A 12,374-nucleotide genomic window follows, 5' to 3' on the forward strand; every position below is an offset into this window, starting at 1 on the left:
GTGGCGCCGGACCCGGCATGACGGGGTGCCGCTTCAGCGCTGCTTGCGCACAAGGGCGTTGGCGCGTCAGGGCACGTGGACCCATTGCCCTTGGGAAGGCGTGTGACGGGAATCGGTGACGAAGAGCATGTACCAGCCCGGCGGCACCAGTGAGGGGTCGTCGGGCACGGTCACGGTGATCCCGTCACGAGTGCGGGTGAAGGCCAGGGCGACCGAGCGCTGGTCGATGTCGGTGACGTGGGTGGCGGACCCGGGGCGGATCAGCCGCGCCGTCGCGACGGGAAGAGCGCTGCGGACGGGGTAGGTGGCGTGGGCGCCGCGGGCGACCGTCTTCGGCCCGGTGCCGAGACGTGGGCGTTCGGTGCGGTAGAGGTAGGGCGGGGTGTAGATCTCGATGCGCTGCTGGAACGTGCCAGGAACGGTGTCCGCCTTGTCGCCGAAGAGCGGGTCGCCGCCGAACACGGCGACGCGTCCGTCCGGCAGGAGCAGTGCCTCGGTGTGGTAGTCGCGACCCACGGTCGGGGAGGCCGCCCTGGTCAGGGTGTTGGTGGCGGGGTCGTAGAACTGCGCTCGCAGGATGTCGCTGGCGCCCTTGCCCCGGTAGTCGCGGGAGCCGCCGGTGGTGAAGACGGTGTCGTCGGGCATGATCACGCTGTTGAGATAGCGGGTCTTCTCGGGCAGGTCCGGCCCCGGCCGCCACACGGGATCGGTACCGCCGAGGTCGACGATGGCCGTGCGGGCGGTGGCCAGGGACGACTCGCCCACGCCGCCTCCGCCCAGCACCATGACCTGCTGCTTCTGCGCGGGCGGCAGCAGGAGCGAGGAGGAGGTCTCCAGCGCGTCGGAGTCGGCCAGTCCCGGCACCGGAGTGAAGGCGCCGGTGCGCAGGTTCCACATGCCGGGCTCGCGGCCCTGGTCGGCGGGCCCGTAACCGGCGTTGGAGCCGGAGTAGAAGAGCCTGTCGCCGCGCATGGTGAACAGGGAGGGGTAGGTGGGGAAGTACTCGTGCGGCGCGGCGGACCAGGTGCGAGTCGCGGGGTCGAAGATCTCGTTGTCACCCGGGTTGATCTGCCCGACGTCGTCGAGACCGGAGACGGCGAGGACCTTGCCGCTGGGCAGCCCGACGAGCGTGGGGTACCAGCGCGCGTCCTTCATCGACCGCACCTGGACGTACTTCTCACTCCAGGGGTCGAACTCGTAGGCCTCCCTGATCCCTTGGAAGTCGCGCTTGTCCATGCCGAGGCGCTGGGCCATCCCGTAGAAGTTGTCCGCGGCCCGGCCGGTCAGTCCGACGATGCGGTACTGCTCGGCGGTGTTGGTGCCGTGCGAGGGGCCGTCCTCGGAGGCCTCGACGTAGACGCGGGCCTGGCCGGGGGTGATGGTGACCTCGCCGGTGTCGGGGTCGACCGCCTTGGTCGCGTGCGGCACGGTGACGGAGCGCTGCGCGGCGTAGATCTGCCCGGCGGGGGAGCGGAAGAGCGTGCCCTTGGGGAACGTGCGGGAGTGGTCCGGGTCCTCGTCCTTGACGAACATCGCGCCGCCGGCCCGCTTGACGTCCCCCTTGAGCACCTCGTACGCGGCGGTGCCACCCGCGATCAGCAGCCTCCCGTCCGGGAGTTGGGCGTGGCCGCCGCAGAACAGGTCCTTGGGCGTCGGGATCTTCTTGAAGGTGCCGTGTGCGGGATCCCACAGGGTGGAGTCGAAACTGCCGCCCTCGAAGTGCCTGATGTTGTTGCCCGATCCGGCGATGAGCAGCACGTCGCCGGTCGGCAGCAGCGTGGCGTGGATGCTGTTGACCCGGTACTTCGCGGGCATGGCCAGCAGGTCCCAGTGCCCGTAGGCCGCCTTGTACGCGGGCTGGTCGATCCGGTACCGGTGGTACTCGTGGCGGGCGAAGCCGATGGCCGCAGGCGCGTTGAGACCGCCCAGCACGGCGAGGGCGGAACCCACCAGCAGGGCCTTGCGGACCTTGGGCCGCGGTCTGTACCCCATACGTCGACTCCCTCGGTCCGGACGCGAGTGCGTACCTTGGCATAGTGCAACGATCGCATAAGGTAGCAAATCGGACGTGAGGTGTGGGGAAGAGCCGAGCTTCGGGAGTGTCGTCGGCCTTGCCGTCGGGGAAGGGCCCTCGGATCACGCTCCCGGCTGACGGGTGCCGGGAGCCCTCAACGCGCAGCTCTGCATCCGACGTGTACTGACGGCCCGTGAGCGTACGCGACATCTCTCCGCGCGCGGCCACCGTCGTTGGGCAGGTGGGCGAGGAGCCGGTTGGCGTCGATGTGTCAGGAAGGCGACGGTGACGGGGCTTCGGTGCTGACGCGCCGGGGCGCGCGGCTCGGGGTGTAGGCGGGGCGGCCCGTCAACGCGCGTTGGGCGGCGTAGCCGATCGCCAGGGTCGCCGCGCCGGCGAAGGCGTCGGTGAGGAAGTGATTCGCGGTGGCGATGATGACGGTGAACGTCGCGAGGGGGTAGCAGACGCCCAGGACCTTCACCCAGGTGCGGCGGGCGAGGCAGGCCAGGGTCAGGCCACTCCACGCCGACCAGATGATGTGGACCGACGGCATGGCCGCGTACTGGTTCGACATCGAGGCCACGTCGCCCGAGGCCCATGAACCCCAGGTGTGGTGTTTGACCACGGTGTCGATGAATCCCACCCCGTCCAGGAACCGCGGCGGCGCGGTGGGCAGGAAGAAGAACCCCGCAAGCGCCAGCAGGGTGGCCGTGTACAGCACGGTGCGGGCCGAGCGGTAGCGGTCGCGGTGCCGCACGTAGAGCCAGACCAGCACGCCGATCACCACGACGAAGTGCAGCGTCGCGTAGTAGTAGTCCATGCCGACGATCAGCCAGGTGACCTTGTCGCAGGCGTGGTTGACGGCCAGTTCGACGTTGACGTGCAGCGCGCGCTCGGCGTGCCAGATCGCCTCCGCCCGGTGCATGGCAGCCGACCGGTTGGACGGGACGGCGTTCCGGGAGACGGTGTAGGCCCAGTAGCCGATCAGTGTGAAGGCCAGTTCCACCCATAGCTTCGGGCGGTCGAGCGGGCACCAGCGGGCCGGTAGCAGCCCCCGGCGCGGGCGGCCGGATTCCGTGGACTCCGTCGTGGTCACTTCGTTCCCCATAGCTGTGGTGGCGGCGCGCACCGACGGAGTGGACGGCGACGGTCCGGAGCGGACCGCGCCGAGCCCCCGGCGGACAGCCGAGACCCTCCCGTCGCGACACGCCGTAGGCGCCGCCGCTCGGGCGGGTGGCGAAAGCATCGAGAACAGACTGTACGACAGTGTGTCGGTGGCAGAACTATTCGGGTCCCGACGCATTGGGCCGTTCCTCCGACGAGAGGCCCGCCTGGACTGCGCCGGATTCGACGGCCGAGCCGCCTCGGGCTGTCACGAGGCGAGTGCTCACGCCTTTCGGCGTGCGCTCGTACGCCCCCCGGCGTCGGGTGCGATGTGCTGGGGAGGCGGTGGGCACTCGTATCGTCGGCACTGCTGGGCCGCCGTGCGGTCGGCGTCGTCCGTGCCGAGCCTCAGGCCGGCCGCGAGGGTGAGGACGGCGACGGCGGTGACGACGACGGCGCTGAGCAGGCGGCTCTGCCAGGGCGTGGAAGCCTGTGACGCAACAGGCCCCGCCAGGCGGCGGCAGCGCGTGTGTTGACGGTGTGCCAGCACGGCGAGCGCACCGGCGCCCACGAGGAGGAGCAGACCGACGAGCCTGTGCCAGACGTGTCGTTGACCGGGCAGGGCGCTCAACGCCCCGCCCGCGGCCAGCAGGGCCAGACAGGTGCGTACCCAGGCGAGGTAGGTTCGGTCCGCGGCCAGGGCATCGCGAAAGGCCAGCCCTTCCGCGCTTCCCGGCTGTCGACGCGTCGTCATCCGGGTAACCGCTCGATCCTCGACAGCCATCGGCACACCACTCCCGCGGTCGGCTCCTGCCTTCGTCGACGGTAGCGGATATCTCGCTGTTCGTTACTCTGAGTTGCCAAGAATGATGTCGAGTGAGAACATGCCTCGCCCTGACGTGGCGTCAGGGCGAGCGGACGGCTACTGCTACTGCCGGGTCTCGGCGTCGGCGGGCGTGTGCGCGCCCCCGCGGTCCCATGGCCGTCATAGGCCGCTGGGGCGCCGCTGCGGACAGTGGAATGACCGTCCTGCGTGCTCGCGGTCCGGGGGATCGGTTTCGGGAGGGCGATCCGCCCTCGGTATCGCAACCTGCACCACCTGCGCCGAAGCAGCTGCCAGGCTGCCACCCCCGCCGCCACGAGTGTCTGCACATGGGCGTTACGGGACAGTCTTCAGGCGGTGCCGTCGGCCGGCCGGATGGTGAAGACGCGGTCCAGGCCGACCAGGGTGAGGATGCGGAGAGTGTGGGGTGGGACGGCGGCGAGGACGACTTCGGCCCCGGCGGCTTGGGCGTGCTGGCGGGCGGCCAGCAGTGTGCTGATGCCGGTGGAGTCGCAGAACTGCAGACCGGTCAGGTCGAGAAGCAGTTCTTCGCCGGGGCCGAGGCCGAGGCGTTCGACCAGCGCCCGTAGGGCGGGGGAGTACTCGTAGTCGAGTTCTCCGTCGACGTGCAGGACGGGGCCGGTGGTGGTGGCGTCGTGAGTGATCTGCAGGGGGCTCATCGTCGGTTCATTCGTTGCCGGGCCGCGGGTCGGATGGGTGGCGGGGCACGCCGAGGGCGAGCAGGGCGGTGTCGTCGTCCAGGCCGTCGCCGAAGCCTTCCATCAGCCCGGTCAGCGCCGAGATCACCTCGGGTGCTGAGGTGGAGGCGTGACCGCGGCCGAAGGCGAGGAGGGCTTCGTCCCCGAAGAGGGATTGGCGGGTGGGGCCGGTGCGGGCTTCGGTGAGGCCGTCGGTGTAGAGCAGCAGGGTGTCGCCGGGGGCGAGGATGGTCTGGGCGAGGGTGAACGTGGCGGCGGGCACGATACCGACCAGGACGCCCCCGGGAGTGGGCAGGTAGTCCGCCTGGCCGTCGGCCCGCATGACGAGGGCGGGCGGGTGGCCGCCGGAAGCGAGCCGGACGGCGGCTTCACCGCGCTCGGTGAACGTGACGGTGCCGAAGATCACGGTGCAGTAGCGGGGGTCACCGCCGGCCGCGTACCGGTCGTGCAGGACAGTGTCCAGGACGGACAGCACCGCGGTCGGCTCGGGGTCGTGCAGGGCCGCCGCCCGCAGCGTGTAACGGGTCAGAGAAGTCAGGGAGGCCGCCTGGGGTCCCTTGCCGCACACGTCCCCGAGGAAGAACGCCCACCGGCCGTCGCCCAGGGAGAACAGGTCGTAGAAATCGCCGCCCAGACGGTCGGGCGAGGCAGTGTGGTAGTGGACGGCCGTCTCCAGTCCCGGCACCGCGGGCAGGGCCGAGGGCACCAACGACTGCTGGAGCGCCGCGAGCGCGTCGGCCAGCCGGGCTCGGTCGGCCTCGGCCTGCAGGCGGGTTTCCTCCGCCTGGGCCCGCGCCCGGTCGGCTTCGGCGCGCGCCAGCTCGGCCTCCTTGCTGCGGCGCAGGAGTTCCTGCTCGTAGGCGCGCCGGTCGGAGGCGTCGAAGACGGTGGTGCGGATCAGCAGCGGGTCGCCGCCGCTGCCGTGCTTGACGACGGAGGAGACGAGCACCGGCAGACGCCGACCGCCGACCGCCTTCATCTCCAGGGCGATGCCGCGCAGTTCTCCTTGCATGCGCAGTAGTGGCGCGAAGTGCGTCTCGTGGTAGAGCTTGCCGCCGACCGTCAGCAGATCGGCGAAACGGACGGCGCCCACCACCTCCTCGCGCTCCAGGCCGAGCCACTTCAGCAGCGTGGTGTTGATCTTCGCGATGGTGCCGTCCATCAGCGTCGACAGGTACCCGCACGGCGCTGAGTCGTACAAATCCTCGGCACTGTCCTCCAGCAGTGCGGCGAACGCCGCGTCCTCGCTGCTGGCATCACCGCTGCCCACTTGCTCCGGGTCCCCGCCCGGGCGGCACATCACCGCAGCTCCCGCAGGAACTCCAGGATCGCGTCAGTGGTGGTCTCCGGCGCGCTCAGCTGCGGGCAGTGTCCGGTGGCCGGCAAGGTGACCAGACGGGAGGAGGGAATCGCCGCGTGCACGAACGCGCCGACCTCACGGGGGGCGATCACGTCCTGCGCGCACTCCAGCACCAGCGTCGGCACCGTCACGTCCTTGAGGTCCTGCCTGCTGTCGGACAGGAACGTGGTGCGGGCGAAGACCCGTGCGATGTCCGGGTCGGTCGCGCAGAAGCTGTTGGCCAGCTCCTGGCCCAGCTCCGGCCGCTCCGGATTGCCCATGATCACCGGCGCCATGGCGGCGGACCAGCCCAGGTAGTTCGACTCCAGCGACTCCAGCAGCTCGTCGATGTCCTCGGCGCTGAACCCGCCGCGGTAGCCGTCGTCATCGATGTAGCGGGGTGACGGGGCCACCATCACCAGGGCCCCGATCCGCCGCGGCGCTCTGCGGGCGGCCAGCACACCGATCATGGCGCTGACCGAATGCCCGACGAACACCGCATCCCGCAGACCGAGTTCCTCGCAGACCTCCACCACGTCCTGCGCGTAGCCGTCGAGCGCCGAATACCGTTCGGCGCTCCAGGCCGACAGGTCCGACCGCCCGGCCCCCACGTAGTCGAACATCACCACCCGGTACCGCTCGGCCAGGACCGGTACCACCAGCCGCCACATGTTCTGATCGCAGCCGAACCCGTGCGCCAGCACCACCACCGGGCCGTCCACCGGACCGGCGACCGTCACGTTGTTCCTGCCGCGAATATCCATACCGGCCATCCTCCCACCAGGCTCGGACTTCACTCCTGTCCAGCGGCGAGGCACAGAACACATGCTCGTGAGGAAGGGTGTCCTGTCGGCGGCAGCGCACACCCCGGGCGACGGCCCGCTCGGTCCCTTCGGGCGGCGGCATCCGCGACCGGGGTGTCCCCGTGGTGGACGGGGAGACCCCGCGCGTCAGGCGAAAGTGCCGTTGGTCTCGTTGGCCTCGGCCGCGGCTTCGGCGAGGGCGTCCAGCAGCTCCCGCAGGGCGGTCAGGGTGGGCTCGTCCGTGATCCTGCCGTCCGCGAACTTCCGGGCGGCCTGCGGGACGCGCAGGTCCTGCGGGATCACCCGGGCGCTCATCACGGTCAGGGTCTGGGACACCCAGGCCCGGGCGCTGTCGCCCCCCGTGATGGCGGTGGAGGCGCTCGCCAGCGCCACCGGCTTGCCGGCGATCTCACCGCCGCCGACCATCCATTCCAGCGCGTTCTTCAGCACGCCCGAGGTGCCGTGGGCGTACTCGGGGGTCACCACGAGTACGCCGTCCGCCGCACCGACCGCCGCCCGCAGGTCGGCCACGATCCCGGGCAACGCGGTCGCCTCGACGTCGGCGTCGAAGAACGGCAGACGGCCCAGGTCCGGCCAGACGACGAATTCCCGCGGGGCGACGGTCAGGTCCGTCGCCGTACGCAGCACCGACGCGTTGAACGACCCGGATCGCAGACTTCCGCACAGACCGAGGATCCTCATGCCGCTCAGCCTACGTTCCCGAAGGTCACCGGCAGGCGGGAAAGCGCCCGCGAGACGGTGGAGGGGCGGTAGGCCGGCTCGCCCTCCGGTCCCCGGCGCTGCCGAGGCGCCGGGGACGGCTCATCGCTGACCGGTGTCCCCGGCGAGGGCCGAGGCCAGTTCCGTTCTGCGGCGGATGCCCAACTTGCGGTAGGCGCTGGTGAGATGGGTCTCCACGGTGCGCCGGGCGAGGTGCAGCAGCGCGGAGATCTCCGCGTTCGTGCGGCCCTCGGCGGCGAGCGCCGCGATCCGGCGTTCGCTCGCGGTGAGCGATCCCGATCCGGTGCGCGCCGATTCCGCCCGGCGGGCGCCGCCCTCCCGCAGCGCGTGTTCCGCCGCCGTCCGCATCCGTACCGCGCCCAGCACCTCGGCGCGTTCGGCCGCCTCACGCAACGTGTCGCGGGCACGCGACCGCTGGCCGGCCGCGATCAACTGCCTGCCGCGCGCGATCAACGCCGGAATCAGTTCCGAGTCGACGGAGGTGCCCCGCAACATCTCGACGGCCTGCCCGGTCAGTTCGAGACCGCGCCGCCCGCCGGTCGCCACCCCCAGCACCCGCAACGCCCGGCCCGTCACCCGCGGGGTGCCCCACACCGCGGCGAGCCGTGCCTCCTCCTCGACCAGGACGAGGGCCTCCCGCTGCCTGCCCAGCGCCAGTTGGCACTCCGCCGCGGCCGACCGCCACGGGGTGACGACCGGACTGACGACGTCCCGCGCGGACTGCCTGCGCCCGCTCTCCAGGAAGAGGTGGAGCGCGCCCGCCGGATCACCGTAGGCGGCACGCAGCACACCCCGCGCGTACAGGAAGCGGTTCAGCTCCCAGGAGTCGGGGGAGTCCGGCAGCCGCACGGAGTCGGCGAGGCTCAGGGCCTGATCGAGACGGCCCGTCTCCACCAACGCCACGACAGCGTGCGCCTGTTCGTTGACCGACCCGGTGCGACGGGCCGCCCCCGTGTCGCTGTGCGGCGGCCCGGGATCGGCCAGCACTTGCGCGTACGCGCCACGGGCGGCGGCGATGTCGGCCCGGGTGTTGAGCAGCATGGTGTGCATCGGATGCAGCAGCGACCCGCGCTGCCCGGCCAGGCCGCGCCGCACCAGCCACTCGGCCTCGTCCAGCTCGTCCGCCCACTGCGCCACGGCGGCCGCGGTGCCCAGCAGGAACGGCTCCGCGAGCGCGTCGGCCGGCTCCTCCAACAGCGCCCTGATCCCGCGCATCGCGGCGTCCGCCGAGGTCAGCCCGGCGGTCGCCTCGTACCGGATGAGCAGGGCCCGCCCGGCCGCGCCGACCAGGCCGGGCGAGTGCCCGGCGGTCGAGCGCAGCCAGCGGTACACCTCGCTGCGGACCTGCTGATCGTGCTCCGACAGGAACGCCGACGCGGTCCGGGTCATCCGGGTCAGGCCCGGGTGGTCCGGCAGTTGCTCGTCGAGATCGCGCAGCACGTCGACCGCCGCCCGCGCCTGACCGCGTTCGGCCAGCGCGGTGCCTAGCGCCAGCGCCGCGCGCAACCGGTCACCGGGACCGCCCGGCAGCCGCGCCGCCTCCGACAGCCGGGGGATACCGGCCGACGACCGGCCGGTGGCGTACTCCAGCGACCCCAGCTCGGTCAGGACGGACGCCCGGCGCTGCGGCGCCAGCGGCTCGTCCAGCGCCCGCCGCAGGAACGCCATCGCGTCCTCGGGGCGGCCGCCCCCGATCGCGTGCGCGGCGGCGTCCAGCAGCGCGCCGGTGGCCCACTCCTCGCCCACCGCCCCGGTCCGCACCAGGTGCCCGGCCACCGCCTCGACGGGCTCGCCCCTGCCGAGCAGCGCCTCGGCCGCCACCCGGTGCGCGGCCCGACGCCCCGCGCTCGACCAGCCGCTGAGCACCGCGTCCCGCAGCAGCGGATGGGCGTAGCGCGGCCGCCCCTCGCGGTCACGGCGCAGCAGCCCGAGGCGGACCGTCGCCGTCAGCCAGCCCGCCACCCGCGCCGGGTCGGCCCCCGCCATCGCGGCCACCAACTCGGCGTACTCCTCGACGCCGCCGTACGGCGCCGGGCCCGCGACGCCGCCCGGGCCGTCGAGGTCCACGGCCGCCAGCGCGCGGGCCACGTCGGCGGTCGTGCGGCCCGCGTTCTCCAGCCACCACGAGACCGCGGCGGGGAAGGCACCCGACGCCAGCGCCGCGCAACTGTCCGGCAACGGCGGCGGAACCGTGCCGTCCTCCTCCCGGGCCGGCAGGTCGTCCAGCAGGGCACGCAGCAGCAGCGGGTTGCCCGCACCCGCGCGCACGCAGTCGGCCACCCACTCCTGCCCGCCCGCGACGCCCGGCGCCACACCGGAGGCGGCGCGCACCAGGCCCGCCGCGGAGGCGGCACCGAGCGGGCCGAGCGTGAGCGTGCGCACCAGGGCGGGCGACAGACCGTGGGCCAGCCCCGCCGAGGGCGGATCGATGTCGTACTGACCGCGTTCGGTCACCACCAGGAGTACGGGTAACCGGTCGAGCCGCAGCGCGGTCTCGGCCAGCCAGCGGTGCGACGGCCGGTCCGCGAGGTGGGCGTCGTCGACGGCCAGCAGCACCGGACCCCGCGCCGCGCACGAACGCAGCCCCCTCCACAGCCGCTCGCCGACGAGCCGGTCGTACGACGCCACGCGGCCGACCGGGCGCGGATCAGTGGGTTCCAGGGCAGAGTTGAGCAACTTCAGCACCGAACCGAAGGGCGTGGTGGCATCCTGCGGGGAGCAACGGGCACGCAGCACGTGCATGCCGCGGGCCGCCGCGTCCTCGGTGACGGCTTCCAGCACCGCCGTGCGCCCGCTGCCGGTGGCGCCCCGCAGCAGCACCAGGCGGCCGGAACCCGACCTGGCGCGGGCCGCTTCGGTGGCGACCAGCGCCAGCGCCTCCTGCCGCTCCCGCAACCGGCCCTCGTCGGCGGGTGCCGTCGCCCAGGGCAGCCCGGGTGCCCTGGGGGTCCCCGGCGCGTCCGGCGACCACGGGGTCTCGGGGATCCGGGACATCCGGGGTGTGCGCAGTATCCGTGACATCACAGGCCCTCCCGCCGTGGAGTCTCGTGGCCGATCTCGTGGTACCTGTCGTGACCTTCCACGATTGCCACGGCATGCGCGTTCCCGCAGGCTGGAAGCCGGACAGCGGCCACCGGCACCGTGGGGGCGGCGAACAGAACAACAGGGGGAGCGGTCTTGCGCGGTTCACTCGCGGCCCCGGTCATGACCCGGACCACGGACACCGGCCCGCACTCGGTCACGGGTGCGAGCGCGGGCGGCCCAGCCGGAGCGCCGGACGGACGGATACCGGTGGTGGTGCACGCACCCGACCCGCTCTCCCAGGCCGGGGTCCTCAGCCACCTGCGGCAGCATCCGCTGATCGACCTGGTCACCGAGGAGGCCGCCGGTCCCGGAGCGGTCGCGGTGCTGCTGGCCTGGACGCTCGAGGAGAGCACGCTCGCGCTGCTGCGCAGGCTCGTGCGCAGCGAAGGCGCCCGGGTCGTGCTGGTGGTCAGCCGTATTCGCGAGGCGGAACTGCTGGAGGTCGTCGAGTGCGGCGCCGTGGCCATCGTCTGGCGCCACGAGGCCACCGCCCACCGCCTGGCGACGGCGGTGCGCGCGGCGTTCCGCGGCGACGGGGACCTGCCCGCCGACCTGCTCGGCCGCCTCATCCAGCAAGTGGGCGCGCTCCAGCGCAGCGTGGCCAACCGGGCCGGACCTCCCTCGTCGGGACTGACGCCGCGCGAGGCGGACGTCCTGCGGCTGGTGGCCGAGGGCCTGGACACCGGGGAGATCGCCAGCAAACTGTCCTACTCCGAACGCACCGTCAAGAACGTCATGCACGGCCTCACCACGCGCCTGCATCTTCGTAACCGGGCCCATGCCGTGGCGTATGCCCTCCGGGAAGGTTACATCTGACCTGCGGGGCAGCATCGAGGGTCCTTTCGGACAGCTTCCCGTGCCCGGCTGCGGGCCCCGGCGATCATGCCGTGACGGCGGGCGGGCTGGAAGGATCGGAGGGGGAGCGCCATCGGCCGCCGCGCGAGCGGCGATCCGGTGCGCGGCCGACGTTCCCGCTGGGACGAACGCGTCGGCAGGACGAGCACATCCGCCACGAGCGGCGGTTCACGGTACGGCGGGAGCGGCGAGGGTGATCCACGAGGTCGACGAGGTCCTCAAGAAGCTGCTCGGCGGTGGTGCCCTGGCCGGCTCCGACATCGACGTCTCCTTCGACGCGCCCACGCGCGACTGGGCCGCGCGGCGCAACGGCCCGGCCCTCAACGCGTACCTGTACGACATACGGGAGGACGTGGCACGGCGGCAGCGCGGTTCCGTGCCGGTGCGCGACGACCGCGGAGTGGTGCTGCGCCGCCGTCAGCCGCCGCGCTGGTTCCGGCTGTCGTACCTGGTGACGGCCTGGACCAAGCGGCCGCAGGACGAACACCGGCTGCTGTCGGCGGTGCTGGCCACCCTCCTGCCCAGGGAGATCATCCCGGCCGACGAACTTCCCGGTTCACTGGGGGAACTGGGGCTGTCGGTGCCGCTGGCGGTCGCGGGGTCGCGGACCGAGGCGCAGTCGCTCGCGGAGATCTGGTCGGCGCTCGGCGGTGAACTCAAGCCCTCCCTCGACCTGATGGTGACGGCGCCCTTCCCGGCCGTCCCCGAGTACGACGCGGGCCCGCCGGTCACCGAGGGCGCGGGCGTGCGGGTCCGGGGCATCGACGGCTCGCTGGAGGGCTCGCCCGAGCGGCACCACCGCAGGCCGCTGCCCGTGCCGGACGCCGCGCGCGACGGTGCCACGGACGCCGGGCGTGAGGATGCCACGGACGGCGGGGCGGAGGAACGGTGA

General features: G+C 72.6%; 10 protein-coding genes. 2 read left to right on the forward strand and 8 right to left on the reverse strand.

All coding sequences use genetic code 11. The features are described from left to right. Nucleotides 1-66: 66 nt before the first annotated feature. From glxA to K7472_RS28975, 8 genes are all read right to left on the reverse strand, one after another. Nucleotides 67-1,992 carry a radical copper oxidase GlxA gene (gene glxA / locus K7472_RS28940; protein WP_222981632.1) on the reverse strand — a complete coding sequence of 642 codons (1,926 nt, stop codon included), beginning with the start codon at nt 1,990-1,992 and terminating at the stop codon, nt 67-69. Between the two features lie 293 nt (nt 1,993-2,285). Continuing rightward, nucleotides 2,286-3,122, reverse strand: coding sequence for a phosphatase PAP2 family protein (locus tag K7472_RS28945; protein WP_222981635.1), 837 nt, complete (start codon nt 3,120-3,122; stop codon nt 2,286-2,288). A 279-nt stretch (nt 3,123-3,401) separates the two neighbouring features. Then, on the reverse strand, nt 3,402-3,902 hold the full coding sequence (locus K7472_RS28950) for a DUF202 domain-containing protein (protein WP_222981637.1): 501 nt from the start codon (nt 3,900-3,902) through the stop codon (nt 3,402-3,404). 389 nt (nt 3,903-4,291) lie between these two features. Continuing rightward, entirely contained in the window at nt 4,292-4,621 is a 330-nt protein-coding gene (locus tag K7472_RS28955) for an STAS domain-containing protein (RefSeq protein WP_222981639.1), read from the reverse strand. A gap of 7 nt (nt 4,622-4,628) precedes the next feature. Next, the gene (locus tag K7472_RS28960) at nt 4,629-5,960 is read right to left on the reverse strand and encodes a SpoIIE family protein phosphatase (RefSeq protein WP_222981640.1); all 1,332 of its coding nucleotides are present in this window, start codon (nt 5,958-5,960) and stop codon (nt 4,629-4,631) included. Beyond that, entirely contained in the window at nt 5,960-6,763 is an 804-nt protein-coding gene (locus K7472_RS28965; protein WP_222981642.1) for an alpha/beta fold hydrolase, read from the reverse strand. The genes K7472_RS28960 and K7472_RS28965 overlap by 1 nt, the downstream gene beginning before the upstream one ends. 186 nt (nt 6,764-6,949) lie before the next feature. Then, the gene (locus tag K7472_RS28970; RefSeq protein WP_222981644.1) at nt 6,950-7,504 is read right to left on the reverse strand and encodes an NADPH-dependent FMN reductase; all 555 of its coding nucleotides are present in this window, start codon (nt 7,502-7,504) and stop codon (nt 6,950-6,952) included. A 120-nt stretch (nt 7,505-7,624) separates the two neighbouring features. Further along, a complete protein-coding gene (locus tag K7472_RS28975) occupies nt 7,625-10,564 on the reverse strand; it encodes a helix-turn-helix transcriptional regulator (protein WP_252396424.1) in 2,940 nt (979 codons plus the stop codon). Nucleotides 10,565-10,747: 183 nt separating this feature from the next. Between K7472_RS28975 and K7472_RS28980 the strand changes: the two genes are divergently transcribed. Both K7472_RS28980 and K7472_RS28985 read left to right on the forward strand, forming a co-directional pair. Next, the gene (locus K7472_RS28980; protein ID WP_222981646.1) at nt 10,748-11,443 is read left to right on the forward strand and encodes a helix-turn-helix transcriptional regulator; all 696 of its coding nucleotides are present in this window, start codon (nt 10,748-10,750) and stop codon (nt 11,441-11,443) included. 232 nt (nt 11,444-11,675) lie between these two features. Then, nucleotides 11,676-12,374: a Pvc16 family protein gene (locus K7472_RS28985; RefSeq protein WP_222981648.1), complete on the forward strand. Its 699-nt coding sequence runs from the start codon at nt 11,676-11,678 to the stop codon at nt 12,372-12,374.

It is taken from the genome of Streptantibioticus parmotrematis (assembly GCF_019890615.1).
GTDB lineage: Bacteria > Actinomycetota > Actinomycetes > Streptomycetales > Streptomycetaceae > Streptantibioticus_D > Streptantibioticus_D parmotrematis.

Coding starts and splice junctions, on each gene's coding strand:
- K7472_RS28975 (WP_252396424.1), bottom strand. CDS start 10,564: ATGTCACGGATACTGCGCACACCCCGGATGTCCCGGATCCCCGAGACC.
- glxA (WP_222981632.1), bottom strand. CDS start 1,992: ATGGGGTACAGACCGCGGCCCAAGGTCCGCAAGGCCCTGCTGGTGGGT.
- K7472_RS28945 (WP_222981635.1), bottom strand. CDS start 3,122: ATGGGGAACGAAGTGACCACGACGGAGTCCACGGAATCCGGCCGCCCG.
- K7472_RS28965 (WP_222981642.1), bottom strand. CDS start 6,763: ATGGATATTCGCGGCAGGAACAACGTGACGGTCGCCGGTCCGGTGGAC.
- K7472_RS28970 (WP_222981644.1), bottom strand. CDS start 7,504: ATGAGGATCCTCGGTCTGTGCGGAAGTCTGCGATCCGGGTCGTTCAAC.
- K7472_RS28980 (WP_222981646.1), top strand. CDS start 10,748: ATGACCCGGACCACGGACACCGGCCCGCACTCGGTCACGGGTGCGAGC.
- K7472_RS28950 (WP_222981637.1), bottom strand. CDS start 3,902: ATGGCTGTCGAGGATCGAGCGGTTACCCGGATGACGACGCGTCGACAG.
- K7472_RS28955 (WP_222981639.1), bottom strand. CDS start 4,621: ATGAGCCCCCTGCAGATCACTCACGACGCCACCACCACCGGCCCCGTC.
- K7472_RS28960 (WP_222981640.1), bottom strand. CDS start 5,960: ATGTGCCGCCCGGGCGGGGACCCGGAGCAAGTGGGCAGCGGTGATGCC.